The sequence below is a fragment of the Streptomyces sp. NBC_00667 genome (assembly GCF_036226825.1).
Taxonomy (GTDB): domain Bacteria; phylum Actinomycetota; class Actinomycetes; order Streptomycetales; family Streptomycetaceae; genus Streptomyces.
Window position 1 is genome coordinate 4,110,832 of sequence record NZ_CP109022.1, and the last position, 26,585, is coordinate 4,137,416.

The 26,585-nt window shown below is 72.6% G+C and carries 18 protein-coding genes; 14 read left to right on the forward strand and 4 right to left on the reverse strand.

The annotated features are described in order from the left end of the window. A complete protein-coding gene (locus OHA81_RS19230) occupies positions 1-327 on the reverse strand; it encodes a WhiB family transcriptional regulator (RefSeq protein ID WP_329197566.1) in 327 nt (108 codons plus the stop codon). Positions 328-703: 376 nt separating this feature from the next. Here OHA81_RS19230 and OHA81_RS19235 point away from each other — a divergent pair, with 376 nt between their 5' ends. From OHA81_RS19235 to OHA81_RS19250, 4 genes are all read left to right on the forward strand, one after another. Continuing rightward, on the forward strand, positions 704-1,315 hold the full coding sequence (locus tag OHA81_RS19235) for a response regulator transcription factor (protein WP_003948568.1): 612 nt from the start codon (positions 704-706) through the stop codon (positions 1,313-1,315). Positions 1,316-1,579: 264 nt separating this feature from the next. Continuing rightward, a complete protein-coding gene (locus tag OHA81_RS19240; RefSeq protein WP_329197567.1) occupies positions 1,580-2,209 on the forward strand; it encodes a sigma-70 family RNA polymerase sigma factor in 630 nt (209 codons plus the stop codon). A 132-nt stretch (positions 2,210-2,341) separates the two neighbouring features. Then, positions 2,342-3,850, forward strand: a complete 1,509-nt coding sequence (gene guaB / locus OHA81_RS19245; protein ID WP_329197569.1) for an IMP dehydrogenase — start codon at positions 2,342-2,344, stop codon at positions 3,848-3,850. Between the two features lie 135 nt (positions 3,851-3,985). Further along, positions 3,986-5,110 carry a GuaB3 family IMP dehydrogenase-related protein gene (locus OHA81_RS19250; RefSeq protein ID WP_329197571.1) on the forward strand — a complete coding sequence of 375 codons (1,125 nt, stop codon included), beginning with the start codon at positions 3,986-3,988 and terminating at the stop codon, positions 5,108-5,110. Between the two features lie 79 nt (positions 5,111-5,189). Here OHA81_RS19250 and OHA81_RS19255 read toward each other — a convergent pair whose 3' ends face one another. Beyond that, positions 5,190-5,663, reverse strand: coding sequence for a hypothetical protein (locus tag OHA81_RS19255; protein WP_329197573.1), 474 nt, complete (start codon positions 5,661-5,663; stop codon positions 5,190-5,192). A 118-nt stretch (positions 5,664-5,781) separates the two neighbouring features. Next, the gene (locus OHA81_RS19260) at positions 5,782-7,011 is read right to left on the reverse strand and encodes a nucleotide sugar dehydrogenase (protein WP_329197575.1); all 1,230 of its coding nucleotides are present in this window, start codon (positions 7,009-7,011) and stop codon (positions 5,782-5,784) included. 286 nt (positions 7,012-7,297) lie between these two features. On the opposite strand from OHA81_RS19260, the gene OHA81_RS19265 reads away from it, so the two are divergent. The 7 genes from OHA81_RS19265 (at position 7,298) to OHA81_RS19295 (ending at position 21,678) form a co-directional block, all read left to right on the forward strand. Beyond that, a complete protein-coding gene (locus tag OHA81_RS19265; protein ID WP_329197576.1) occupies positions 7,298-9,004 on the forward strand; it encodes a glycerol-3-phosphate dehydrogenase/oxidase in 1,707 nt (568 codons plus the stop codon). Positions 9,005-9,417: 413 nt separating this feature from the next. Further along, complete coding sequence (locus OHA81_RS19270) at positions 9,418-11,883, forward strand: serine/threonine-protein kinase (RefSeq protein WP_329197578.1); 2,466 nt, start codon at positions 9,418-9,420, stop codon at positions 11,881-11,883. A gap of 123 nt (positions 11,884-12,006) precedes the next feature. Continuing rightward, positions 12,007-14,484, forward strand: a complete 2,478-nt coding sequence (locus tag OHA81_RS19275; RefSeq protein WP_329197580.1) for a serine/threonine protein kinase — start codon at positions 12,007-12,009, stop codon at positions 14,482-14,484. Between the two features lie 125 nt (positions 14,485-14,609). Further along, the gene (locus OHA81_RS19280) at positions 14,610-16,223 is read left to right on the forward strand and encodes a serine/threonine-protein kinase (protein WP_329197581.1); all 1,614 of its coding nucleotides are present in this window, start codon (positions 14,610-14,612) and stop codon (positions 16,221-16,223) included. 170 nt (positions 16,224-16,393) lie between these two features. Beyond that, complete coding sequence (locus OHA81_RS19285; protein WP_329197583.1) at positions 16,394-18,025, forward strand: succinic semialdehyde dehydrogenase; 1,632 nt, start codon at positions 16,394-16,396, stop codon at positions 18,023-18,025. 24 nt (positions 18,026-18,049) lie between these two features. Continuing rightward, positions 18,050-19,849 (forward strand): GMC family oxidoreductase, encoded by a 1,800-nt coding sequence (locus tag OHA81_RS19290; protein WP_329197585.1) that lies wholly within the window; start codon positions 18,050-18,052, stop codon positions 19,847-19,849. A 188-nt stretch (positions 19,850-20,037) separates the two neighbouring features. Beyond that, positions 20,038-21,678 carry a peptidase gene (locus tag OHA81_RS19295; RefSeq protein ID WP_329197586.1) on the forward strand — a complete coding sequence of 547 codons (1,641 nt, stop codon included), beginning with the start codon at positions 20,038-20,040 and terminating at the stop codon, positions 21,676-21,678. A 337-nt stretch (positions 21,679-22,015) separates the two neighbouring features. Here OHA81_RS19295 and OHA81_RS19300 read toward each other — a convergent pair whose 3' ends face one another. Further along, the gene (locus OHA81_RS19300) at positions 22,016-22,360 is read right to left on the reverse strand and encodes a chorismate mutase (protein ID WP_329202385.1); all 345 of its coding nucleotides are present in this window, start codon (positions 22,358-22,360) and stop codon (positions 22,016-22,018) included. 286 nt (positions 22,361-22,646) lie between these two features. Between OHA81_RS19300 and guaA the strand changes: the two genes are divergently transcribed. The 3 genes from guaA (at position 22,647) to OHA81_RS19315 (ending at position 26,573) form a co-directional block, all read left to right on the forward strand. After that, on the forward strand, positions 22,647-24,239 hold the full coding sequence (gene guaA, locus OHA81_RS19305) for a glutamine-hydrolyzing GMP synthase (protein WP_329197588.1): 1,593 nt from the start codon (positions 22,647-22,649) through the stop codon (positions 24,237-24,239). Positions 24,240-24,385: 146 nt separating this feature from the next. After that, the gene (locus OHA81_RS19310) at positions 24,386-25,213 is read left to right on the forward strand and encodes a class II aldolase/adducin family protein (RefSeq protein ID WP_329197591.1); all 828 of its coding nucleotides are present in this window, start codon (positions 24,386-24,388) and stop codon (positions 25,211-25,213) included. A gap of 94 nt (positions 25,214-25,307) precedes the next feature. Then, positions 25,308-26,573 carry a hypothetical protein gene (locus OHA81_RS19315; RefSeq protein ID WP_329197593.1) on the forward strand — a complete coding sequence of 422 codons (1,266 nt, stop codon included), beginning with the start codon at positions 25,308-25,310 and terminating at the stop codon, positions 26,571-26,573. Positions 26,574-26,585 lie beyond the last annotated feature (12 nt).

The window sequence follows — 26,585 nt, forward strand, 5'->3', positions numbered from 1 at the left end:
TCAGCGCGGAGCGGCCGGCCCGGTGGCGCTTGACGCGGGGATCAGCCGGTGCCGTGCGCGCCCCATCAGTTCCTCGCGTTCGTCCTCGGTGAGGCCGCCCCACACCCCGTAGGGCTCACGGACGGCGAGTGCGTGCGCGGCGCATTCCGCGCGCACCGGACAGCGCATGCAGACCTCTTTAGCCGAGGCCTCGCGCGCGCTCCTGGCCGCACCCCGCTCGCCCTCCGGGTGGAAGAAGAGGGAGCTGTCGACCCCGCGGCAGGCAGCCAGTAGCTGCCAGTCCCAGAGGTCGGCGTTCGGTCCGGGGAGCCTGGAGAAATCTGCCATGGGTAGTCCTCTTGGTGCCGGTACTGAGGCGGGTAGGGTCCATGTCTCCACATCTACAGTCGTAGTAGATGTAAATATGACTCATTGGGAATCTAGCCTCAGACACAGGGCGAACGGAAGGAAAGCCGCCAAATAGGGCATAGCTCCAGATGGAGGACCGGGGGCTCGTGGCTCCTGCGCCGTGATCGCATCCTCACGTAGAGTGCCGAAGGTGTCCGTCCGACCCGTAACTCTTTCGAGTGACCATCGTTGAGAGTGCGAAGGCGGTTGAACCAAGAAGTTCTCGGACAGGTGTCCGGGGGCATCGACCGCACAGGTGACGATACGTACCAGCCTGGAGGCTCAAGGTGACGCGCATCAGCTGCGGAGGGCGGTCATGACTTCCGTCCTCGTCTGCGACGACTCCCCGCTTGCCCGAGAGGCGCTCCGTCGCGCGGTTGCCACCGTGCCCGGCGTCGAGCGTGTGACGACGGCTGCCAACGGCGAGGAAGTCCTCCGCCGCTGGGGTGCCGACCGCTCCGATCTCATTCTGATGGACGTCCGGATGCCGGGCCTCGGCGGTGTGGAGACGGTTCGCCGGCTGCTCTCGGCCGATCCGGGCGCCCGCATCATCATGCTGACGGTCGCCGAGGACCTGGACGGCGTGGCCCTCGCGGTCGCCGCCGGAGCCCGGGGCTATCTGCACAAGGACGCCTCGCGCGCCGAACTGCGGGCCACGGTCACCCAGGCGCTCGCCGACCCGACCTGGCGACTGGCACCGCGCCGGCTCCGCTCGGCCGAGATGGGCGCCGCGCCCACCCTCACCGCGCGCGAGATCCAGGTGCTGGAGGGCATGAGCCACGGCCGTTCCAACGCGGAGATCGGGCGCGAGCTCTTCCTCTCCGAGGACACGGTCAAGACGCACGCCCGCAGGCTCTTCAAGAAGCTCGGCGCCTCGGACCGGGCGCACGCCGTGGCACTCGGGTTCCGCTGGGGCCTGGTCCGCTGACGGCGGAGCACCCAGAGTGTCCCGCCGTACCCGGTGCGCAAGCGGGGGTTGGCGGGGCACAATCCGGGGGACGTGTCGCTTCGGGCGCGATGCCGCATCCTTGAGGGTGTGCCGCATTTTCGAAGATGTGGCCTCAGGGACCATTCGGGCCGAGCGGAGGGGAGGGCGCACACCATGAGTTCCGGCGCACCCGCTCATAACGCTTCGACGCACAACCAGGGCCGCGGTGCCACGAACGGTCCCGCGCCAAGGCACCATGGATCGATGCGCGACGACGAGGCCCAGGGGTCACCCACGGCCACAAGCCACACGGACGCCGCCAAAGGCGGCGGTGCCGGGGCCGTCAGCGCGCTCGTACGCCGAGCGGTGGAAGGCGACGAGCAGGCCACTCACGACCTGCTCGCCTTCGTGCACCCCCTCGCCATCCGCTACTGCCGCACCCGGCTGTCCCGGCTTCCCGGTGACGCTCGTCACTTCGTGGAGGACCTGGCGCAAGAGGTGTGCGTCGCCGTCCTGATGGCGCTGCCCCGCTACCGGGACACCGGCCGCCCCTTCGAGGCCTTCGTCTTCGCCATCGCCGCGCACAAGGTCGCCGACCTCCAGCGGGCAGCCATGCGCCACCCCGGGAGCACCGCCGTCCCGTCCGACGAGATGCCGGAGCGGCCCGACGACTCGCTGGGCCCCGAGGAGCGGGCGCTGCTCAGCAGCGACGCCGCCTGGGCCAAGAAACTGCTGGCCAACCTCCCGGAGAACCAGCGCGAGCTGCTCGTCCTGCGGGTGGCGGTGGGCCTCACCGCCGAGGAGACCGGGCAGATGCTCGGGATGTCGCCCGGCGCGGTACGCGTGGCCCAGCACCGTGCCCTCAGCCGGCTGCGCGCCCTCGCCGAGCAGTAGGCGCCCGTCCCGTCACGGCAGGTGGTCGTAGGAACCCACGAAACTGACGGTTGATGTTGGTCGTGGAATGAGACGCCCCAGGATCCCGTTAGCATGGACATCCGCGCTGAGCAAGACCATTGGGAAGGTGTCATGACCGAGAGCGGTTCGACCGGAGTGCCCGACAAATTCGCCACGCTCGGACTGACCTACGACGACGTCCTGCTGCTGCCGGGCGCGTCGGACATGGCGCCGGAGCAGATCGACACCTCCTCCCTCATCTCCCGCAACGTCCGGGTGAACGTCCCGCTGCTCTCCGCGGCCATGGACAAGGTCACCGAGGCCCGCATGGCCATCGCGATGGCCCGCCAGGGCGGCGTCGGCGTACTGCACCGCAACCTCTCCATCGCCGACCAGGCCAACCAGGTCGACCTGGTCAAGCGCTCCGAGTCGGGCATGGTCACCGACCCGATCACGGTCCACCCCGACGCCACGCTCGGCGAGGCGGACCAGCTCTGCGCGAAGTTCCGCATCTCCGGTGTCCCGGTCACCGACGCCGCCGGCAAGCTGCTGGGCATCGTCACCAACCGCGACATGGCCTTCGAGTCGGACCGCAGCCGCCAGGTGCGCGAGGTCATGACCCCGATGCCGCTGGTCACCGGCAAGGTCGGCATCTCCGGCGTCGACGCCATGGAGCTGCTGCGCCGCCACAAGATCGAGAAGCTGCCGCTGGTCGACGACGCGGGCATCCTCAAGGGCCTCATCACGGTCAAGGACTTCGTCAAGGCCGAGAAGTACCCGAACGCCGCGAAGGACAAGGACGGCCGGCTGCTCGTCGGCGCGGCCGTCGGTGTCGCCGGTGACGCGTACGAGCGTGCCCAGGCCCTGATCGAGGCGGGCGCCGACTTCATCGTCGTCGACACCGCCCACGGCCACTCCCGCCTGGTCGGCGACATGGTCGCCAAGATCAAGTCGAACTCCGGCGTCGACGTCATCGGCGGCAACGTCGCCACCCGCGACGGCGCCCAGGCGCTCATCGACGCCGGCTGCGACGGCATCAAGGTCGGTGTCGGCCCCGGCTCCATCTGCACCACCCGCGTCGTCGCCGGCATCGGCGTCCCGCAGGTCACCGCCATCTACGAGGCCGCGCTCGCCGCGAAGGCCGCGGGCGTCCCGGTCATCGGCGACGGCGGCCTCCAGTACTCCGGCGACATCGCCAAGGCGCTCGTCGCCGGCGCCGACACCGTGATGCTCGGCTCGCTGCTGGCGGGCTGCGAGGAGTCCCCGGGCGAGCTGCTCTTCATCAACGGCAAGCAGTTCAAGTCGTACCGCGGCATGGGCTCGCTCGGCGCGATGCAGTCCCGCGGCGACCAGCGTTCCTTCTCCAAGGACCGCTACTTCCAGGAGGGCGTCGGCGGCGACGACAAGCTGATCCCCGAGGGCATCGAGGGTCAGGTCCCCTACCGCGGTCCGCTGTCCGCGGTCGTGCACCAGCTGGTCGGCGGCCTGCGCCAGTCGATGTTCTACGTCGGCGGCCGCACGGTCCCCGAGCTGCAGGAACGGGGCCGCTTCGTCCGGATCACCTCGGCGGGGCTCAAGGAGAGCCACCCGCACGACATCCAGATGACGGTCGAGGCGCCGAACTACTCCCGCAAGGGCTGATCGGTTCCGGACAGGGGCGGACCCGCTGACGGGGGTCCGCCCCTTCGTCGTGCGTCCGTACAGCGGTCACCGGAACGCGGGCCCCCGGGGTTCGGGGATACTGGACGGGCAGACCCAGAGGAAAGGCCACCACACGTGACTGAGATCGAGATCGGGCGCGGCAAGCGCGGCCGCAGGGCGTACGCGTTCGACGACATCGCCATCGTCCCGAGCCGGCGTACGCGGGACCCGAAGGAGGTCTCGATCGCCTGGCAGATCGATGCGTACCGCTTCGAGCTCCCCTTCCTGGCCGCTCCCATGGACTCGGTGGTATCCCCGCAGACCGCGATCCGCATCGGCGAGCTCGGCGGCCTCGGCGTGCTGAACCTCGAAGGTCTGTGGACCCGCTACGAGGACCCGCAGCCGCTGCTGGACGAGATCGCGGAGCTGGACGAGGCGGCCGCGACCCGCCGCCTCCAGGAGATCTACTCCGCGCCGATCCAGGCGGACCTGATCCGCCGGCGCATCAAGGAGGTGCGCGACTCCGGTGTCGTCACCGCCGCCGCGCTCTCCCCGCAGCGCACCGCCGAGTTCTCCAAGGCCGTCGTCGAGGCGGGCGTGGACATCTTCGTGATCCGCGGCACCACCGTGTCGGCGGAGCACGTCTCCGGCGCCGCCGAGCCGCTGAACCTCAAGCAGTTCATCTACGAGCTCGACGTGCCGGTCATCGTCGGCGGCTGCGCCACCTACACCGCGGCCCTGCACCTGATGCGCACCGGCGCGGCGGGCGTCCTGGTCGGCTTCGGCGGCGGCGCCGCGCACACCACGCGCAACGTGCTCGGCATCCAGGTCCCGATGGCCACCGCCGTCGCGGACGTGGCCGCGGCCCGCCGCGACTACATGGACGAGTCCGGCGGCCGCTACGTGCACGTCATCGCCGACGGCGGCGTGGGCTGGTCCGGGGACATCCCCAAGGCCGTCGCCTGCGGCGCGGACGCGGTGATGATGGGCTCCCCGCTGGCCCGTGCCACGGACGCGCCCGGCAAGGGCAACCACTGGGGCATGGAGGCCGTCCACGAGGACGTGCCGCGCGGCAAGAAGGTCGACCTCGGTACGGTCGGCACCACCGAGGAGATCCTCACCGGCCCGTCGCACTCCCCGGACGGTTCGATGAACCTCTTCGGCGCGCTGCGCCGCTCGATGGCCACCACCGGCTACAGCGAGCTCAAGGAGTTCCAGCGGGTCGAGGTCACGGTCGCGGACTCGCAGCACAGCCGCTGACCGGACGTTTTCTTCCGTACGTACGCCGGAGGGCCGGCACCCCGGGTGGGGTGCCGGCCCTCCGGCGTCTGCGGGCGGGTCAGGCGGCGGCCTTCTTGGCCGCGCCGAAGGAGATGAAGCCGCCGATGGCGAGGAAGAGGTAGTCCATCGGCTCGGCCGCTTCCTTCCAGATGTCGTTCAGGCCGCCGATGCCCGGGTCGCTCAGCACGTCGACGACGCCGATGTGGGTGTAGTCGGCGAGCGCGAGCGCGAGGAAGAACAGCTGGCCGAGGTAGACGGCCCCGATCGACAGGACCGCACCGACCACGGGCAGGACCGGGTTCCGGCCGCCGAGCTTGCCGGCCGCGAGGCCGACGAGGAGGCCGACACCGACCGCGGCGTAGCCGATCTGGCGCTCGATGGCGTTCATGATCGCGCCGTAGACGCCGGCCGCGACCAGGGCCGCCACGACGGCCGCGAGGATGCCGAGACCGACGTTGCCCGTGCGGGCCGGCGCCTGGTCGGGGGCCGGGGTGTAGGACGAGGGCGCGGGCGGCTGGAACTGCTGGCTCATGAAGAAGGTCCCCCCAGGGATGCGGACGCACGGGTGTCCATCGGACGTAAGTGCGAGATAAGCGACGCCGCAGGCTAGCAGGCCGCTCCGACGATCGCAGGGGGGATTTCCCGGCAGGTCAGAGCCGATGGGCCGCGCCGGCCGGACTGGCCCCGCGGGTGTCCAGCAGCAACTGGGCTTTGACCGCGAGGCCTTGGAGGTCGTACGTGCGGTGGTGCTGGAGCAGGATCGTCAGGTCGGCGTTGGCGGCGGCCTCGTACAACGATTCGGCCCGCGGGACCGGCCGGTCCCGGACGCGCCAGCCCGAGATGTACGGATCGTGGTAGCTGATCAGCGCGCCGAGGTCGATGAGCCGGCTGGCGATCTCCGGGGCCGGGGAACCCTCCTGGTCCGCGAGGTCCGGCTTGTAGGTGACCCCGAGCAGCAGGACGCGGGCGCCGCGGGCGGATTTTCCGTGCTCGTTCAGCAGGGTGGCGGAGCGCTGGATGACGTACTGCGGCATCCGGGTGTTGATCTCCTGGGCCAGACCGACCATGCGCAGCGGGTGGCCCGGGGTGCGGGTGGTGTGGGGGAGATAGGTGGGGTCCAGGGGGACGCCGTGGCCGCCGACGCCGGGGCCGGGTCGGAACGCCTGGAACCCGTACGGCTTCGTCTCGGCGCAGCGGATGACGTCCCACAGGTCGACGCCGATGTCGTGGCACAGGACCGCCATCTCGTTCATGAGGGCGATGTTGACGTGCCGGTAGTTGGTCTCCAGCAGCTGTACGGTCTCCGCCTCGCGCAGGCCCCGGGCGCGGACCACCTTCTCGGTGATGCGGGCGTAGAAGGCGTGCGCCGACTCGGTGCAGGCGGGGGTGAGGCCGCCGATGACCTTGGGGGTGTTGGCGATGCCGTGGGTGCGGTTGCCGGGGTCGAGGCGGCTGGGGGAGTAGGCCAGGTGGAAGTCCCGGCCGGCGCGCAGTCCGGAGCCGGCTTCGAGGATCGGGCGCAGGTAGTCCTCGGTGACGCCGGGGTGGGCCGCGGATTCGAGGATGACGGTGGTGTGGGGCCGCAGCCGGGCGGCGAGCGCGTGGCCGGCCTCGCCGACGGCGGAGAGGTCCAGTGCCCGGTCGGCGCCGAGCTGGGTGGGGGCGCAGATGACGGCGGTGCGGACCCGGCCGAGCTCGGCGGGGTTGGTGGTGATGCGGAAGCCGGCCGCCGACATGCGGCGGATTTCGGCGGCGGTGAGGCTGCTGTCCGTGGCCGGACCGCTGTCGTAGCCGACTGTCTCGATTCCGGCGGCGACAGCCGCCTGGGCGAGGGGGAGGCCGAGGTGGCCGAGTCCGATGACGGCGAGATCTGCGGGCATGGGGGTAGCCGTCCCTTCCCTTCCCTTGCATGAGCGGGCTGGGCGCGCAAGTCCTGTGGATGACCAAGGCTGGCGCAATGTCAGACTAGGCGTATATATGACTGAAATGTCGCATTCCGCGGTGATGGCTACCGTTGTGTTGTCCACAGCCGGTGGCCGAGTCGGGAGCGGCCGGTGAGAATCGTGGACGGGGGTGGGTGCGGGTTCGCCCGCAGCAGGCGGGTACGCCCGCATCGAGCAGGTTCGCCCGCAGCAGGCGGGTACGCCCGCACAACGGGAGGCAGCCGTGAGGACAGCGACACTGGGACCGGCGCAGCGCGCCGAGGCGCTCGCCGCAATGGCCGAACGCGAACTGGACGTGTTGGTGGTCGGCGCGGGCGTGGTCGGCGCCGGAACCGCGCTCGACGCCGTGACCAGAGGCCTCTCGACCGGCCTGGTGGAGGCCAGGGACTGGGCGTCGGGCACGTCGAGCAGGTCGAGCAAGCTGATCCACGGCGGCCTCAGGTACCTGGAGATGCTGGACTTCGCGCTCGTGCGCGAGGCGCTGAAAGAGCGCGGCCTGCTGCTGGGGCGGCTGGCCCCGCACCTGGTCAAGCCCGTGCCGTTCCTCTACCCGCTCCAGCACAAGGCCTGGGAGCGGTTCTACGCCGGTTCGGGCGTGGCCCTCTACGACGCGATGTCGGTCTCCAGCGGGCACGGACGGGGCCTGCCGACCCACCGGCACCTCTCGCGCAAGCACGCCCTGCGGATCGCGCCCGCGCTGCGCAAGGACGCCCTGGTGGGGGCCCTGCAGTACTACGACGCCCAGATGGACGACGCCCGGTACGTGACGACGCTGGTCCGGACGGCCGCGGTCTACGGGGCGCACTGCGCCAACGGGGCGCGGGTCATCGGCTTCCTGCGCGAGGGCGAACGGGTGGTCGGGGCGCGGGTGCGGGACGTCGAGGGCGGCGGGGAGTACGAGATCCGCGCCAAGCAGATCGTGAACGCCACCGGGGTGTGGACGGACGACACGCAGGCGCTGATCGGGGAGCGGGGCCAGTTCCACGTCCGGGCGTCGAAGGGCATCCACCTGGTCGTACCGAAGGACCGGATCAACTCCTCCACCGGGCTGATCCTGCGGACCGAGAAGTCCGTGCTGTTCGTCATCCCGTGGGGCCGGCACTGGATCGTGGGGACCACGGACACCGACTGGGACCTCGACAAGGCGCATCCGGCGGCGTCGAGCGCCGACATCGACTACCTGTTGGAGCACGTGAACTCGGTGCTGGCGGTGCCGCTGACACGGGACGACGTCGAAGGCGTGTACGCGGGCCTGCGGCCCCTGCTGGCGGGCGAGTCGGACGCGACGAGCAAGCTCTCGCGCGAGCACACGGTCGCGCACCCGGTGCCGGGGCTGGTGGTGGTCGCGGGCGGCAAGTACACGACGTACCGGGTCATGGCGAAGGACGCGGTGGACGAGGCCGTACACGGGCTGGACCAGCGGGTCGCCGACTGCGTGACGGAGGACGTCCCGCTGGTCGGGGCGGAGGGCTACCGGGCGCTGTGGAACGGGCGCGCGCGGATCGCCGGCCGGACGGGCCTGCACGTCGTGCGGGTCGAACACCTGTTGAACCGGTACGGGTCGCTGACGGAGGAACTGCTCGACCTGATCGCGGCCGATCCCGGGTTGGGGGAGCCGTTGTCGGGTGCGGACGACTACTTGCGGGCAGAAGTGGTGTATGCCGCGTCGCACGAGGGCGCGCGGCACCTGGAGGACGTGCTCACGCGGCGCACGCGGATCTCGATCGAGACGTTCGACCGTGGGACGCGATCGGCGCGGGAGTGCGCGGAGTTGATGGCTCCGGTTCTGGGGTGGGACAAGCAGCAGATCGAGAAGGAGGTCGAGCACTACGAGAAGCGGGTGGAAGCCGAAAGGGAATCGCAGCGCCAGCCGGACGACCAGACGGCGGACGCGGCGCGGCTGGGGGCGCCCGACATCGTTCCGTTGTAACTCCGGGATCCGGGAGGGGGAACCGCGGACCCGGGGCGTCCGTCCGTTGCGGAGTGAGCAACAATGAGGGTTCTGCCGGGGCGGTTTACCGTGCCCCCCGGCGGCTGCCGGGGCAGCCGGGGCAGGCTGCACGAACGCAGAGGGGACGCATGTCGAAGCCGGATCACACCGAATCGCCTGCCGGTGTCGCTGGCGCTGGCGCCGCGAAGCCGGACCGGGGTAGGGCGGGGTCCGAGCACGCCGACGCGGATCCCGCTGCCGCGGGGAAGCAGGACCGGGCGGCGGGCCGCCCCGCGCCCGAGCCGGCGGATGCCGGTGGCGCCGTGAAGGGCCGCCTGGACAAGGCGGTCCCTGCGGCGCGCAAGCCCGCGCCCGGGGAGAGGGCTGACGCCGAGTCGGCGAAGGCTGCCCCTGTGGACGCCGAGGAAGTTGCGCCGAAGCCGGTGCCTGCCGCAGGTGTTGCGAAGGCCGGGCCGGACAAGGCGGTCCCCGCGGCGCGCAAGCCCGCGCCCGGGGAGTCGGCTGACGCCGAGCCGGCGGCCGCGGAGGCGCAGGACGCCGAGGCTGCGGGCGGCGCGCCCAAGGATGGCGGGAGCGCGCTTGCGGAGGGCGAGCCCGTCGGGGTGAAGGCGCGGAGCGCCAAGCCGGTGGCCGCCGCAGGTGTTGCGAAGGCCGGGCCGGACAAGGCGACCCCCGTGGCGGGGAAGCGCGGCTCCGACGAGCCGGCTGACGCCGGGCCGGCGAAGGCTGCGCCTGTGGAGGCCGAGGACGTTGCGGCGAAGCCGAAGAGTGCCGGGAAGGCGGACCTGAACAAGGCGACCCCCGTGGCGGGGAAGCGCGGCTCCGACGAGCCGGCTGACGCCGGGCCGGCGAAGGCTGCGCCTGTGGAGGCCGAGGACGTTGCGGCGAAGCCGAAGGGTGCCGGGAAGGCGGACCTGAACAAGGCCGCTCCCGTGGCCGGGGTGGCGGGTGCCGGCCCCGGGGACGCCAAGGCGGAGGCGGCGGACCGCGGTCGGCTGCTGGCCGGGCGGTACCGGTTGGGGGCCGTGCTCGGGAAGGGCGGGATGGGCACCGTGTGGCGCGCCGAGGACGAGGTCCTCGGGCGGACGGTCGCCGTCAAGGAGCTCCGCTTCGGCAACGGTGTCGACGAGGACGAGAAGCGCCGCCTCATCACCCGTACCCTCCGCGAGGCCAAGGCCATCGCCCGCATCCGCAGCGGCGGCGCCGTCACCGTCTACGACGTCGTGGACGAGGACGCCCGGCCGTGGATCGTCATGGAGCTCATCGAGGGGCCCTCGCTCGCGGAGTTCATACGCGAGCACGGCACCCTGACCCCGCGTCGCGCGGCCGAGGTCGGGCTCGCCGTGCTCGACGTGCTGCGCGCCGCCCACCGCCAGGGCATCCTGCACCGGGACGTGAAGCCGTCCAATGTGCTCATGGCCGCCAACGGCCGCGTCGTCCTGACCGACTTCGGCATCGCCCAGGTTGAGGGCGACCCGTCCATCACCTCCACCGGCATGCTCGTCGGCGCCCCCTCCTACATCTCCCCCGAGCGCGCACGCGGCTACAAGCCGGGCCCGCCCGCCGACATGTGGTCGCTCGGCGGCCTGCTGTACGCCTCCGTCGAGGGAGTGCCCCCGTACGACAAGGGCTCCGCGCTCGCCACCCTCACCGCCGTGATGACCGAGCAGGTGGACCCGCCGAAGAACGCCGGGCCGCTGACCGAGCTGATTTACGGACTGCTGGCCAAGGACCCGGCCCAGCGGCTGGACGACGCCGGGGCGCGGGCCATGCTCACCGCCGTCATCAACGCCCCGGAGCCGGCGCCCGTCGCGGAGGTGCTGCCCCCGGCCGTCGAGCAGACGCGCGCCATATCCCTTGCCGACACCAAGGCCGCGGCCGAGAAGGCCGCGGCGGACAAGGCGGACAAGGCCGCCGCCGAGAAGGCGGAGAGGGCGGCGAAGGCGGAGAAGAAGGAACGCGAGCGGGAGCAGCGTGAGCGGGCCCGCGCCGCACTGAGGTCCGCCCGCAAGGCGGCTGCCGCCGCCGCGGCCGCCGAGGCGCCGCCCGCGCGGCCCGCGAAGGCCGTGGCGCCGCTGACCGATGTGATGCCGCGCCGCACCATAGCCCTGGCGATAGCCGGCCTGGTGGTGGTGCTGGCACTGGTCGGCTCCCTGATCGCCTACGCGCTCAGCGGTGACGACGCGCACAAGAACGAGGGCAAGGGCGGCCCGCAGCCGTCGGCGTCCAGGACCCCGTCGCCCCACGGTTCCGCGAACGGTTCCCCGGCCGCCAACCCGACCCCGACGCCCACTCCGACGCCGACCCCGACCCCCACCCCGAGTGCTCAGCCCAACAAACCGGGGCAGGGCCAGGGCCAGGGGCAGGGGTCCACCCCGGGGTCGCCGGGCGGCGGCGGACTTCCGTCCGGCTACACGCAGGTGACGGACGTTCGGTTCCACTTCTCCATGGCCATGCCCGACGGCTTCCACCAGACCGGGATCGCGGGCGAGAACTCCGGCGTCATCTACAGCCGCGACGGCGGCTTCCCGCGCGTGCAGGTCGACTTCACCGGCAGTCCCGGCAAGGACGCCCGCGCCGCCTGGGTCGAGATGGCCTCCGGCGTCAAGTCCAGCAGCACGGGCTACCGCTTGCTGCGCCTCGAAACCGTCGACTACCGCGGCTACCCCACCGTCGCCGACTACGAGTTCGAACGGGAGCAGCAGGGCACCCGGGTCCGGGTGCTCGACCGGGGTTTCCGGGCCGACCCCAACCACGGCTTCGCCATCATGATCAGCTGCGCCGCCGACCAGTGGGACGGGCCGGAGTGCACCCAGCTGCGCAACGCGGCGTTCCAGACCTTCCAGCCCCTGGGCTGAGCCGGGGCCCGGCGGGTCCCCCCGTCGGGGCGGGCCTCTTCAGGCCCGGGACGCGGGCGGCTCGGGCGACGTATCGTGTCCACGGGTACCAAAGGGGCCCGGCGCGCACTCGGGGGAGGCGGAGTGGAGGACTACGCGGGGCGGATCCTGGCCGACCGCTACCGTCTGCCGCTGCCGCCGTCGGACGAGTACGAGCTGGTCGAGACGCGTGCCTTCGACACGCGCAGCGGGCAGGAAGTCCTCGTCCGGCAGGTGCCGTTGCCGGAGGTCGTGGACGCGGAGCTGCTGGACGGGACGCGCGGGCCGGTCAATGGCCGGCGCCCGTCGGGGGAACTCCCCGCGGTGCGCCGGGCGATCGCGGCGGCGCAGGCGGCGGCTTCGGTGCCGGACCATCCGCGACTGGACCAGGTCTTCGACGTGTTCCCGGAGGACGGGTCGCTGTGGATAGTCAGCGAGCTGGTCCCGGCGAGGCCGCTGGCCGCGCTGATCGCCGATGAGCCGCTGAGCCCGTACAGGGCGGCGGAGGTGGCCTCCGACGTGCTGACCGCGCTGCGGGTGCTGCACGCCCACGGCTGGACCCACCGGAACATCACGGTCCGGACCGTGTTGATATGCGAGGACGGCCGCGTCGTCCTGACGGGCCTGGCGGCCGGCGCCGCCGAGGAGGCCCTGTGCGGGTACGACCCGGTACCGGAGGATCCCGGCGGCGGCGGTGTCGCCGAATGGGAGGCTCCGGACGGCGGTGCGCACGCGGAAGAGCCGTACGCCCCCGAGGCCGAGCCGTACGCGCCCGCCCCCGAGCCGTACGCCCCCGCCCCGCAGGCCGAGCCGTACGCCCCCGCCCCGCAGGCCGAGCCGTACGCGCCGGTCTACGCGCCGCTGGTGGCACCGGGGTACGACACCGGGCCGCGGTACTCCGACCACATCCGCCCCGACGACCGGACCCAGGACGGGGCCGACCGGGAGGCCGCCGCGCGCGCCGGGACCATCGCCGCCTACCGGGCCGGGGCGCGGGCCGCCGCCGCCCGGGTGGAGGAGGAGCGCCGGGCCGCGGCTGCGGACCTACCGGACGCCCTGCCCGGAGCTCTGCCGGAAGCCCTGCCCGGGGGGTCGAACCTGCCGCAGGGGTACTCGTACCCGTACGGCGGCCCGGACACCGCCGCCGCGCCCTGGCACGGCGCCACCCCGCGCGCGACCGGCCCCCGGCCGGGTCCCGCCGAGCTGCCCGCGCCCCGGCCCGCGTCCGGGCTGCCCGCGCAACTCGCCCTGCCCCGGGGCTACCGCCAAGCCGAAGCCCCCGACACCGGCCTCCACCCCGACGCCGACCCCGACGCCGACCCCGACACCGGCCTCCACCCCGACGCCGGCCCCGCGCCGCACCCCGCCCCGCAGGCCGCTGCCGACGGCTGGGCCGGCGGCCCCCGCACCGGCCTCGACGCCGAGCGCGCGCGGCAGACCCGGATGGCCGTCGTGGGGGCCGTCACCGAGCGGTGGGCGCCCGAACAGGCCGGCCCCGTGCACGGACACTGGCAGCTGGCCCCGCCCGTCGGCCCCGCCACCGACCTGTGGGCGCTCGGCGCGCTGCTGTACCGCGCCGTCCAGGGACACGCCCCGTACCCCGAGGACAGCGTCGCCGAGCTGGTCGAGATGGTGTGCGCGGAGCCGCCCGCCTTCGCCGAGGAGTGCGGCCCGCTGCGCCCCGTCGTGGAGTCACTGCTGCGCCAGGACCCCACCGAGCGGCCCGACTTCGAGGAGCTCCGCGGCTGGCTGCGGTCCCTGATCCGTTCCGCCCCCGAGCCCGACGCCGGCTTCGGGGTGCTGCCGATGGCGGAGCCGGACCCGGCACGGCTGCCCGTCGTGCGCAGGCGCGGTGACCTGCACGGCCGCCACCGCAGCGCGGACACCTCCCGCGCCCCGCGCTCCCTCGGGCGGACCCTGCTGGTCGGGATCCTCGCCGTCCTCGCCGCGGCGGTGGCGTACGCGGTGCTGTTCATGCCCCGGTCCGCCGGTCCGGGGGCGGCGGAGCCCCCCCGGGCCGCCACCGGCGCGCCCACGACGGCCCCGCCCGGCCAGGCCCCGCCCAAGGCGAGCGCCGGCACGCCCTCGGGCAGCCCCGAGTCCAAGCCGGCCCCGCAGACCAACGCCCCGGCGCCGCCCGGGTACACCACGCAACAGGACCCCGAGCACTTCGAGATCGCCGTCCCCCAGGGCTGGGAGCGGCGCGGCATCAACGAAGCGGGCCAGGTCCGCTACACCGACGGCCAGTTCACGCTGACCGTCGTGCCGGGCCGGGACAAGGTGGAGGGCGGCCCCGACCCGGCGACGTACCAGAAGGACAAGGAGCCGGAACTGTCCCCGTACCGCTCCTCCACCTGGGCGAGCGGCGGCGACGTGAAGACCACCAAGGTCGGCAACCAGCTGCGGGCCACCGGCCGGTACACGTGGATCGACGCCACCGGCCGGTCCGTCGTCGCGCGCAACTTCGTCGTCGCGCTCGGCGGCAGCTACCACGTGGTGCTGGTGACGGGTCCGCAGGACGAAGAGGGCAAGGTGACCGAGGTCTTCGACAAGGCCACGGCGAGTTACCGTACCGGCGGTTGACCGCAGATTGACGGACAGTCAGTACGGCGATTGCGTCACAGTGCTGTCTCACCGCCCCCGCGTGGTGGGAGCATCGGCCGGGTGCTCCGTAATCTGGCCCGAGGTGCACAGAGTGGCGGGGTTTCGTGGAACAGCAGACAGGTGCGGGCGCGGTGCTCGCGAGTCGGTACCGGCTCGTCGAGCCGATCGGCAGCGGCGGCATGGGCAAGGTGTGGCGCGCGCATGACGAGCTGCTGCACCGCACGGTGGCCGTCAAGGAACTGACGGCGGGTCTGTACGTCGCGCAGGCCGACCGGGAGGTCCTGCACGCGCGGACGCAGAAGGAGGCCCGGGCGGCCGCCCGGATCCAGCATCCGGCGGTGGTCACCGTCCACGACGTGCTGGAGCACGACGACCGGCCCTGGATCGTCATGGAGTACATCGACGGCCCCTCGCTGGCCGAAGCGGCCAAGGCCGCGGGCCGGATCGAGCCCCGTGAGGCGGCCCGGATCGGGCTGCACGTGCTGGGCGCCCTGCGCGCCGCGCACGCGGTCGGCGTGCTGCACCGGGACGTGAAGCCGGGCAACGTGCTGCTCGCCAAGGACGGCCGGGTGCTGCTCACCGACTTCGGGATCGCGGCGATCGAGGGGGACACCTCGATCACCCGTACCGGCGAACTGGTCGGCTCCATCGACTACCTGGCCCCCGAGCGGGTCACGGGCGGGGCCCCGGATCCGGCTTCCGACCTGTGGTCGCTGGGCGCGACCCTCTACACGGCCGTGGAGGCCCGTTCGCCGTTCCGCCGCACGTCGCCCATCTCCAGTCTCCAGGCCGTCGTCAACGACGAGCCGCCCGCACTGCGCCAGTCGGGCGCGCTGGGTCCGGTCATCACCGCCCTGCTGCGCAAGGACCCGGCCGAGCGGCCCTCGGCCCAGGAGGCCGAGCGGATGCTGCTGGAGGCGATGGAGGGCCGGGAGCCGAAGGCGGCGCAGGCGTACGTACCCACCCGCGCGGTCTCTGCGGAGGAGCTCGCCCCGGCGCAGGAGGCGCACGCGGAGCGGGCCCCCGAGACGCGGACGGCCCACCTCGAGGAACAGCCCGGGCCGGCTCCGGCGCCCGTCGTCCCGGCGGGCGGCCGGGTCCGGCGGGCCGCCATCGTGGCCCTGGTGGCGGCGCTGCTCGGCGGCGGCGGGGTCTTCGGCGTGCTCAAGCTGACGGGGGACACCCAGGAGGGCGGCGGCTCCGACAAGAACGTGAGCGCCCCGGACGGGCAGGCGAAGGGTGACAACGATGCCGTCGTCCCGCCGTCCGGCTGGAAGAAGGTCGTCGACCCGGCCGGTTTCTCGCTGTTCGTGCCGAACTCCTGGTCGCGCCGGATGGACGGCGACCAGATCGACTACACGCCGGACGGTGGCAGGCACTTCATCCGGATCGCCGTCGACAAGAGCCCGGACTACGAGAACCCGTACGTGCACCAGCTCGAGCTGGAGAAGCAGGTGAGCCAGCGGACCGACTACAAGCGCCACGACCTGCACGGGAACACCTTCCGGAACACCACGCACGCGGCCCTGTGGGAGTTCAGCTGGACCGAGAAGGGCGTCCAGGCCGGGCCGCGCCGGGCCATCGAGCAGATGTACGTGACGCCCGAGAACACCGAGTACGCGGTGTACATGTCGGGGCCCGCGGCCGACTGGGCGACGACCCGCCAGCAGTTCGACACGGTCCTCAGCGGCTGGCAGCCCGCCGCGAACGGGAGCTGAATCCGCCCCGGCCGGTGGCCGGACCCGCCCCGGCCGGTGGCCGGACCCGCCCCGGCCGGCCGCCGGAACCGGCGCCGACCGGTCATCCTGCCAGTGAACACTGGCGTTCATGGCAAAATCCGGTTACCCACGGGTACCCAAAGGCCCCGGGGCGGCATACGCTCACCGCCATGACGGACTCGCAGGCCCCCGCCGCCCCCCTCTGCTCCGCACCCCAGCCCACCAACCCGGTGGCCGCCGCCCCGGCCGGCGCCCGCACCGCGGCCGACGTGGTGACCCCCGATCTGGTCACCCGGCTGACCCGCGGGGTGATCGGCTCCGGCCGTACCGCGAACCACTCGCCCTTCACCGGCGCCAAGCTCGCGGACCTGCCCGAGGCCACCCCCGAGGAGGTGGCCACGGCCTTCGACCGGGCCCGGGCCGCACAGGGCGCCTGGGCGGCCGTCCCCGTACGCAGGCGCGCGGCCGTCCTGCTCCGCTTCCACGACCTGGTCCTGGAGCGGCAGGCCGAGGTGCTCGACCTGATCCAGCTGGAGACCGGCAAGGCCCGCCTGCACGCCCACGAAGAGGTCCAGGCCGTCGCCGTCGGCGCCCGCCACTACGGCCGCAAGGCCGCCTCCTACCTGCGGCCCAAGAGCCACACGGGGGCGATGCCCACGTTGACCAAGGTCACCGAGCTGCGCCAGCCGCGCGGTGTCGTCGGTCAGATCGCCCCGTGGAACTACCCCCTCGAACTGTCCGTCGGCGACGCGCTGCCCGCCTTCGTCGCCGGCAACGCGGTCGTGATGAAGCCCGACACGGAGACCGCGCTCACCGCGCTGTGGGCCCGTGACCTGCTGATCGAGGCGGGACTGCCCGCCGAGGTGTTCCAGATCGTGCTCGGCGAGGGCCCCGTCGTCGGCCCCGAGGTGGTCCGGCACGCCGACTACGTCTCCTTCACCGGCTCCACCCGCACCGGCCGCGAGGTGGCCCAGGGCGCGGCCGCCCGCCTGGTCGGCGTCAGCCTGGAGCTCGGCGGCAAGAACGCCATGCTCGTCCTGCACGACGCCGACGTGGAGAAGGCGGCCGCGGGCGCCGTCCGCGCCTGCTTCTCCTCCGCGGGCCAGCTGTGCATCTCCATCGAGCGGATCTACGTCCACGCCTCGGTCGCGGACGCGTTCGTCGAGCGCTTCGCCGCCCGTACGAAGGCCATGCGGCTCGGCAACTCCCTCGCCTATGGCGCCGACATGGGCTCCCTCGTCGGAGAGCGCCAGCTGGAGACGGTACGGCGGCACGTGGACGAAGCCGTCGCCAAGGGCGCCACCCTGGTCGCGGGCGGCGTCGCCCGCCCCGACATCGGCCCGCTCTTCTACGAGCCGACCATCCTCGACGGCGTCGACGCCCCGATGGCGGTGTGCGGGGAGGAGACCTTCGGGCCCGTCGTCTCCGTCTACCGGTTCACCGACGAGGACGAGGCCGTCGCCCTGGCCAACGCGACCCCGTACGGGCTCAACTCCAGCGTGTGGACCAAGGACGCCCGCCGCGGCCACGCCGTCGCCGCCCGCCTGCGCACCGGCACCGTCAACATCAACGAGGGGTACGCGCCGGCCTACGGCAGCGCCCAGTCGCCCATGGGCGGGATGAAGGAGTCCGGCCTCGGCCGCAGGCACGGCTCCGAGGGCATCCTCAAGTACACCGAGGCACAGACCGTCGCCCACCAGCGGCTGCTGCCGATGGCGCCCTCGCTGGGCATGGACGACGAGAAGTACGCCGAGTTCATGACCCGCAGCCTCAAGATCATGAAGGCTCTCCGCCTGCGCTAGCAGCACCGACCGGGAGGCACGGCAGTGTCGCACGACCACGGCAACGCATACGACTACGACGTCATCGTCATCGGATCGGGCTTCGGGGGGTCGGTCTCGGCACTGCGGCTCACCGAGAAGGGGTACCGGGTCGGCGTCCTGGAGGCAGGACGCCGCTTCACCCGCGAGAGCCTGCCCCGCACCAGCTGGGACCTGCGCAACTACCTGTGGGCCCCGGCGCTCGGGCTGTACGGGATCCAGCGCATCCACCTGCTCGGCAACGTGATGGTGCTCGCGGGCGCCGGGGTGGGCGGCGGCTCCCTCAACTACGCCAACACCCTGTACGTGCCGCCCGCCGCCTTCTTCGAGGACCGGCAGTGGGCGTCCATCACCGACTGGCGCGAGGAACTCGCCCCGTACTACGACCAGGCCAAGCGGATGCTCGGCGTACGGCTCAACCCGACGATGACCCCCTCCGACGTCCACCTCAAGGCCGTCGCGGAGAAGATGGGCGTCGGGGACTCCTTCCACATGGCCCCGGTCGGCGTCTTCTTCGGGGACGGCGAGGACGCCGACGGGCACGGGAAGGCCCGGCCGGGCGAGGAGGTGCCCGACCCGTACTTCGGCGGCGCCGGGCCCGCCCGCAAGGCCTGCACCGAATGCGGCGAGTGCATGACCGGCTGCCGCCACGGCGCCAAGAACACCCTCGCCGAGAACTACCTCCACCTCGCGGAACGCGCGGGCGCCGTCATCCACCCCATGACCACCGTCACCGCCCTGTCCGAACACCCAGACGGCGGCCACCGCGTGCGCACCGTGCCGACCGACAACCGGCGCAGGGGTCCGGCGAAGGTGCTGCGCGCCCGGTACGTGGTCGTCGCCGCGGGTACGTACGGCACCCAGACCCTCTTGCACGCGATGAAGGACCGCGGTGAACTTCCCCGCGTCTCCGACCGGCTCGGCGACCTCACCCGCACCAACTCCGAGGGCCTGGTCGGCGCCCAGACCGACGACCGCCGCTACCGCAGGCGCCACGGTGCCGCCGCCCGGGCCGACTTCACCAGGGGCGTGGCCATCACCTCGTCGGTGCACCCCAACGCGGACACCCACATCGAGCCCGTCCGCTACGGCAAGGGCTCCAACGCCATGGGGTTCCTGACCATCCTCCAAGTCCCCCACCACAAGCACCGGGTACGGTCCTGGTTCGCCCGGACCGCCACCCACCCGGTGCAGCTGCTGCGTTCGCTCTCCAACCGCCGCTGGTCGGAGCGGACCATCATCGGCCTCGTCATGCAGTCGCTGGACAACTCCCTGACCACGTACCGCAAGCCCGGCGGTCTGGGCAAGGGCCTGCTGACCGCCCGCCAGGGCCACGGCGCGCCCAACCCGGTACAGATCGCGGAAGCCACCGAAGCCGCCACCCTGCTCGCCGAGGAGATCAACGGCTTCCCCGGCAGCAACGTCGGCGAGCTCATGGGCACCCCGTTGACCGCGCACTTCCTCGGCGGCTGCCCGATCGGCGCCTCGCCCGAGGAGGGCGTCGTGGACCCCTACCACCGGCTGTACGGGCACCCGGGCATCTCGGTGGTCGACGGTGCGGCCGTCTCCGCGAACCTCGGCGTCAATCCGTCGCTGACGATCACGGCGCAGGCGGAGCGGGCGATGTCGTACTGGCCCAACAACGGTGAGCCCGACCCGCGTCCCGAGCAGGGCGCCGGATACGTCCGTCTCGCCGCGGTGGAACCGGTCGCCCCGGCCGTCCCGAAGGAGGCCTTCGGCGCGTTGCGGCTGCCGTTCCTCGCGGTGCCGCAGGTTCCGCCGCGGCAAACGGAATCCGGGAACTGACGGCTCGGGACCCCGGTACGACAGCGGCGGGCACCGCGCTCCCCCTCCGAGCGCGGTACCCGCCGATCACACATGAGTGACCGGTGGCCGACGTAGAAGGTTGTAGCGGAATCCCCTCAAGGGGGCTGTGGTGTCCATCACACAGCGGGGCGGGCAACTGGACCGCACGTTCGGGGGTCAAGGGGGACATGAGAAAGCGCATCTCCCTGCTGGCCGCGTGCGGCCTGGTGGCCCTGGGGACGGCCGCCATTCCCGCGAACGCCGCGGACTCCGTCTTTCCCCTCGTCGGCCCCTCCGCCCTGGAACTCCCGCTGCCCATGGACGGCGCCGGCGCCAGGGAACAGCGGCTGAGCATCACCCTGGACCACCCCGCCACCGGCGCCCCCTTCGCCGGCCTGTTCACGGTCGACCTGCGCAAGGTGGCCGGGGTCGCGACCGTCAGGGACCACGCGAGTGACTCCTCCCACCAGTGCGAGGAGAAGGACGGCGAGCTGGTCTGCGCCTACAAGGGCCTGCCGGTCAGCCTCGAACTGGACGTCGCCGCCGCGAAGGGCGCCGCGAAGGGAGCGACGGGCGAGATCACGGTGACGGGCAAGGTTCCCGGCGCCACCGTCACCCCCCTCACCACCAAGGTCAGCGTCGGGGGCCCCGACCTGGTGATGCGGGAGATGCAGCTCAAGAAGGACCTCAAGCCGGGCGAAAGCCAGCCCATGCCCCTCGTGTTCGCCAACGAGGGCACGCAGGCGGCGAAGGGCGTGGTCCTCGAACTGGGCACGACGCGCGGCATGGAGCTCGTCGAGGCGTACGACAACTGCCGCACCCGCACCGCCGGTGACCTGACCACCGTCCTGTGCACCGTCGAGGGGGACTTCGTCCCCGGCGCGGTCTACGAGCTGGCCGGTGACAGCCCGCTCCACATCAAGGCCACGAAGCGCGCCTACGACGACGTCTTGCGCTACGGCATCTACCCGGCCGGCGACGAGCCGAAGGCCGCGGCGTCGAGCAGCAAGGCCCGGGCCGGCCGGAAGCTGGGCGTGAGCCCCGCCAAGAGCGCCCCGGCAGCGCCCGCGCTGCGCGCCTCGGACCTGAACCCGGGGGACAACCGGCGCGAGTTCGCGTTCCACACCGAGAACACCGCCGACTTCACGACGAGCCCGGTGTCCCTCAAGGGCAAGGTGGGCGACACCCTCTCCACCGCGTTCGTGTTCGAGAACAAGGGCCCGGCCTGGATCCACGCCGCGAACCCGGCCGACTCCCTGGCCCGTACGGTCGTCGTCGTCCCCGAGGGCGCGAAGGTCACCGCCAAGCCGCAGGAGTGCCTCGCCGTCGACGCGGACGGCACCAAGCGCGCCGAGCAGCTCGGCGCGCCGCGCTACGAGTGCGCGCTCGGCAGCCGGGTCGGCGAGAACGAGAAGGTCGTCTACCCCTTCGACGTGAAGATCGAGAAGGTGGTGGAGGACGCCAAGGGCACCGTCACCGTCGGCGACTGGGGCACGAGCGCGCCGCGCCCGCACGCCTTCGACCCGAACGCGGCGGACAACACCGCGGCCGTCGTCATCAACGCCAAGGGCGGTACGGGCACCGGCCCGAGCCCGAGCCCGTCGGCGAGCGGCAGCCCGTCTCCGTCCCCGACGCCGAGCGCGAGCGCGTCGGCGAGCGCCTCGCCCTCGGCGAAGGCGTCCGCCGCCGGTACGGGAACCACCGCGCAGGGCGGCAACCTGGCCTCCACCGGCAGCACGGTCGCACCGATCGCCGTCGGCGCCGCGGCGCTGGTCGCGGCGGGCGGCGCGCTGTACGTGGCCGTCCGTCGGCGGGGCGTCCGCGGCTAATTCCTGTCGCCGGGACAGGGCCCGGCGGTCCTGGGGGCAGGGCCTTGCGGTCGCCCCCGGGGAGTGAGGTGAGAACGGCCGGTCCGGGGCGTCCCCCGGGCCGGCCGTCCTCTTGGGGGTGACCGGGCTGCTGTCCCCTGCCGTCCGGTCACGCGCGGGAGCGAGGTCCCACGACGCACGCCCGCCGGGCGGTGCGTCTCATCGCTCCCGTGGAGCCACGCGTGGTGGTGCCGACCCGCGCCTGGCTGGCGCGGTCACCGGCATCAACGAAGGCCCGCGGTGCCGGTCACGCTCCGGACGGGTGAAGAACAACCGGCCACCGGGGCGCCCGAAGGCCTCAGACGCGGCCGCGGCACAGCTCCAGCAGGGTCATGGCGAGCGAGGTGCCGGGCTTGCCGAGGGCGTCGCTCCAATGGGAGAGCACCTCCATCTCGCGGGACAGGTGCACCCGTCGGCCGCCGGAGGAGATCCGGGCCTCCTGGATGACCGTCGAGACGGCCATCCGCTCGTGGATCAGGCCGATGATCCGGTCGTCGATCGCGTCGATGCGCTCGCGGGAGTCGGCGATCAGCTGCTCGGGGGTGGTGGTGATCGTGGTCATGGGGGTTCTCCTGTGGGTCGTGCCGTCAGGAGCGGAAACGCGGAGCGCCCCGGTCCTGTCGGACCGGGGCGCTCTGGGAATTCAGCGGCTCAAGCGAGCATCACGAGGACCCATGGCGACCGGACCGGCCGGTGCCATAGGTAAAGAGGAAGCTCAGCTGCTTGCGCATGGGACGGATTATTACCCTCCGCACCCCTCGCGGCCAACCCGGCCCGGATGGTGAGACGCGTCCCCGGGTGCTTTTCGTGAGCCGCCCGTCACCTTGGGTGACGGCCGCAGACCTTCGGACGGTACGACGAACCGGGGGGTGCCACCGCCGTTAGAATCGACAAAACAGCCACCTTTTCTCCGCCGGAAGGCCGCCCCCGTGCCAGAAGCACCCTCCGCCGCCCACGACAACGCCCCGGACACCGTTCTCGTCGTCGACTTCGGCGCGCAGTACGCCCAGCTCATCGCCCGCCGCGTCCGCGAGGCACGGGTCTACAGCGAGATCGTGCCCAGCACCATGCCCGTGGCCGAAATGCTGGCCAAGGACCCCAAGGCGATCATCCTCTCCGGCGGCCCGTCGTCCGTGTACGAAGAGGGCGCCCCGCAGCTCGACCGCGCCATCTTCGAGGCCGGGGTTCCCGTCTTCGGCATGTGCTACGGCTTCCAGCTGATGGCGACCACCCTCGGCGGGCAGGTCGACAACACCGGCGCCCGCGAGTACGGCCGCACCCCCCTTGCCGTCTCCAAGTCCGGCTCCACCCTCTTCGAGGGCACCCCCGAGAACCAGTCGGTGTGGATGTCGCACGGCGACGCCTGCTCCGCCGCCCCCGAGGGCTTCTCCGTCACCGCCTCGACCGACGTCGTCCCCGTCGCCGCGTTCGAGAACGACGAGAAGAAGCTGTACGGCGTGCAGTACCACCCCGAGGTCATGCACTCCACGCACGGCCAGCAGGTGCTGGAGCACTTCCTCTACCGCGGGGCGAACCTCAAGCCCACCTGGACCACCGGCAACATCGTCGAGGAGCAGGTCGAGGCCATCCGCGAGCAGGTCGGCGACAAGCGCGCCATCTGCGGCCTCTCCGGCGGCGTGGACTCCGCCGTCGCCGCGGCCCTCGTCCAGAAGGCCATCGGCTCGCAGCTGACCTGTGTGTACGTCGACCACGGTCTGATGCGCAAGGGCGAGACCGAGCAGGTCGAGAAGGACTTCGTCGCCGCAACGGGCGTCCAGCTCAAGGTCGTCGACGCACAGGAGCGCTTCCTGAACGCGCTCGCCGGCGTCTCCGACCCGGAGACCAAGCGGAAGATCATCGGCCGCGAGTTCATCCGCGTCTTCGAGCAGGCCCAGGCCGAGATCATCGCGGAGGCCGAGGGCGGCCCGGCGGTGGCCTTCCTGGTCCAGGGCACCCTGTACCCGGACGTCGTGGAGTCCGGCGGCGGCACCGGCACCGCCAACATCAAGTCCCACCACAACGTGGGCGGCCTCCCCGACGACATCGAGTTCGAGCTCGTCGAGCCGCTGCGCCAGCTGTTCAAGGACGAGGTCCGGATGGTCGGCCAGGAGCTCGGCCTGCCGGACGAGATCGTCCACCGCCAGCCCTTCCCTGGCCCCGGCCTCGGCATCCGCATCGTCGGCGAGGTCACCAAGGAGCGCCTGGACCTGCTGCGCGAGGCCGACGCCATCGCCCGCGAGGAGCTCACCGCGGCCGGCCTGGACCGGGAGATCTGGCAGTGCCCGGTCGTCCTGCTCGCCGACGTGCGCAGCGTGGGCGTGCAGGGTGACGGCCGCACCTACGGCCACCCGATCGTGCTGCGTCCCGTGTCGTCCGAGGACGCGATGACCGCGGACTGGACGCGCATGCCGTACGAGGTCCTCGCGAAGATCTCCACCCGCATCACCAACGAGGTGGCGGACGTGAACCGCGTGGTCCTGGACTGCACCAGCAAGCCGCCGGGCACCATCGAGTGGGAGTAGGGCCGCCCGCGGAGGGGGGCAGCCCCTTCCGAAGCGCCTGACGGAGCCGCCGTTCCCTGGGGGGAGCGGCGGCTCCGCCGCGTGTATGGCCTCTTCGGGCGGGCGCCGGTACCTTGCGCCGCGACCCGAGACGAAGGAGGGGGGCCGTGGCCGAACGACCCGTACCGGTACCCGTACCCGTGCCCGCGGAGCGGCTCGGCTTCGCGATGCCGCCGGTCTTCGCCACCGCCAGGGAGGCCCGGGCGCACCGCAGGGAGCGGCTCACCGAGGGGCTGCGGCTGCTGGGGCGGCTGGGGTACGAGGACGGGGTGGCCGGGCAGGTCTCCGTACGGGACCCGGAGTTCGAGGACTGCTACTGGGTGAACCCCTTCGGGCGGGCCTTCGGCTCGCTCACCGCCGACGACCTGCTGCTGGTCGACGGGGAGGGCCGGGTGCTGCGGGGGGAACGGCGGGTGAACCAGCTGGCCTTCGCCGTGCACGCCGCCGTCCACCGGGAGCGGCCCGCAGTGGTGGCCGTCGTACGCACGCAGGGCCCGTACGGCAGGGCGCTGGCCTGCCTCGGTGAACTGCTGGCCCCGGTCACGGAGGAGGCCTGCGCCTTCTACGAGGACCACGCGCTGCTGGACGCGTTCGCGGGGGCGGACGACCCGGCGCGGATCGGGCGCGCGCTCGGCCCGTACAAGGCGCTGATCCTGCGCAACCGGGGCCTGCTGACCGTCGGGGACTCCGTGGAGGCGGCGCTGTGGTGGTTCATCGCCGCCGAGCGGGCGGCGCAGGTGCAGCTGATCGCGCGGGCTGCGGGGAAACCGGTGCCCATCGAGCACCGCGCGGCGGTGGCGACGCGGGAGCGGTTCGGGACGGATCTGGCCGCCTGGGTGAGCTACCAGCCGCTGCGCCAGACGGTGGCGGACGCGCCCCCGCCGCACGGCACGGAGGGCAGCCGGACGGGTGACGTCAACATCATGAACGGTTAATCACCTGCTCTGACATCGTGCGCAATCCGGAGCACTGCCGCAGTGGTGCACAATTCGCTGGCATTGCACCGAAGTTCAGAGAGGCGGCACGCACGTGGCTGTCCAAGAGATCCCCCGAAGCACCCACGGCGGCACCTGCACCTGCGACGACTGCCCGCACGGCGCACGGGAGGGCCACCGCCGCGCGGTGGCCGCGTTCCTGGAGAAGCGGGAGGAGTTCGCCGCCGGGCAGGGCCTGCCGGCCGCGGTGGCCCGTTCCGCCGGGGCGTCGCGGCAGTGGGTCTCCGACGAGCTGACCCTGTCCGCGCGCACCGTCGCCGACCGGGGCCGCGAGGCCGGTCACTCCTGGCTGTACCTGCTCTCCCGCCGGGCCGTCCTCACCCTGTGGATCGCCGCCGGAGTGCTGCTGGTGGTCCAGATCGGCACCGCGCTCGGCACCGGCTGGTCCACCGCCCGCACCGCGGGGCTGCTGGCGGCGCTGGTGCTGGCCGGGCTGCTGACCGTCGCCGCACGGGCGCAGTCGCTGCGCGGCGGACTGCTGGCCCCGCTGGTCGGCGAGGACAACCGGCTGTCCACCTCCAAGGCGGTACCGGTCGCCTGGCTGGTGCTGACCGCCTTCGCCGCACTGCTGCCCGCGCTGCGCCTGGCCGCCTCCTCGCCGGGACCGGAACGCCAGGCCCTGTACCAGGGGCTCGCGCTCGGGCGGGCGCTGCCGCTGCTGGCGGTGCTCGCGCTGACCTCCGGCGTGGCGGTGCTGGTGCGCCGGGTGGTGTGCGTACGCATCATGGGCCAGCGGCTCCAGAAGCTCCCCGCGGACCAGCCCAGCGGCGCCGACCTGCTGACCGACGACGCCGGGCGGGGCAGCTTCCCCGACGCCCAGTACGTGCTGGTCTCCACGGTGGTGCTGGCCTTCGCGGCGGTGTCGCTGGCCCGCTTCCCCGACCGGCTGCCGCGGCTGCCGTGGGCGCTGACCCTGCTGGTGGCGCTGTCGGCGGCGGTGTACCTCGCGGCGAAGTACGCGGAGGGCAGCCGACCGCTGGTGTTGTCGGTGGTGCGCAGACGGGAGCCCGGGGACCTGGACGCGGCCGTCCGCCCCGGCGACGACATCGAGATCCGGGGCGTGGGATTCGTGCCGCCCGGGGCGCAGACGCCGGAGATGCTGGCCCGGCTGGTGGTGCGGATCGGGGCCGTGCACGTCCACGTGCCGCTGGTGCCGGTGGCGGGCGGCTTCGCCAACCCGTCGGACACGGTCCTGACGGTGCCGGTCCCCGCGGAAGTGGAACCCGGGCGCATCGAGGTCCAAGTGGTCACCGCCGCAGGAGTGGAATCCAACCGCTGCACCATCGACGTGGCCGAGTGAACCGGGTACACA

What these genes read in the sequence shown, in the direction of transcription:
- OHA81_RS19285 (WP_329197583.1), top strand. Translation starts at nt 16,394, where the DNA reads ATGACGGACTCGCAGGCCCCCGCCGCCCCCCTCTGCTCCGCACCCCAG.
- OHA81_RS19230 (WP_329197566.1), bottom strand. Translation starts at nt 327, where the DNA reads ATGGCAGATTTCTCCAGGCTCCCCGGACCGAACGCCGACCTCTGGGAC.
- OHA81_RS19295 (WP_329197586.1), top strand. Translation starts at nt 20,038, where the DNA reads ATGAGAAAGCGCATCTCCCTGCTGGCCGCGTGCGGCCTGGTGGCCCTG.
- OHA81_RS19235 (WP_003948568.1), top strand. Translation starts at nt 704, where the DNA reads ATGACTTCCGTCCTCGTCTGCGACGACTCCCCGCTTGCCCGAGAGGCG.
- guaB (WP_329197569.1), top strand. Translation starts at nt 2,342, where the DNA reads ATGACCGAGAGCGGTTCGACCGGAGTGCCCGACAAATTCGCCACGCTC.
- OHA81_RS19260 (WP_329197575.1), bottom strand. Translation starts at nt 7,011, where the DNA reads ATGCCCGCAGATCTCGCCGTCATCGGACTCGGCCACCTCGGCCTCCCC.
- OHA81_RS19255 (WP_329197573.1), bottom strand. Translation starts at nt 5,663, where the DNA reads ATGAGCCAGCAGTTCCAGCCGCCCGCGCCCTCGTCCTACACCCCGGCC.
- OHA81_RS19240 (WP_329197567.1), top strand. Translation starts at nt 1,580, where the DNA reads ATGCGCGACGACGAGGCCCAGGGGTCACCCACGGCCACAAGCCACACG.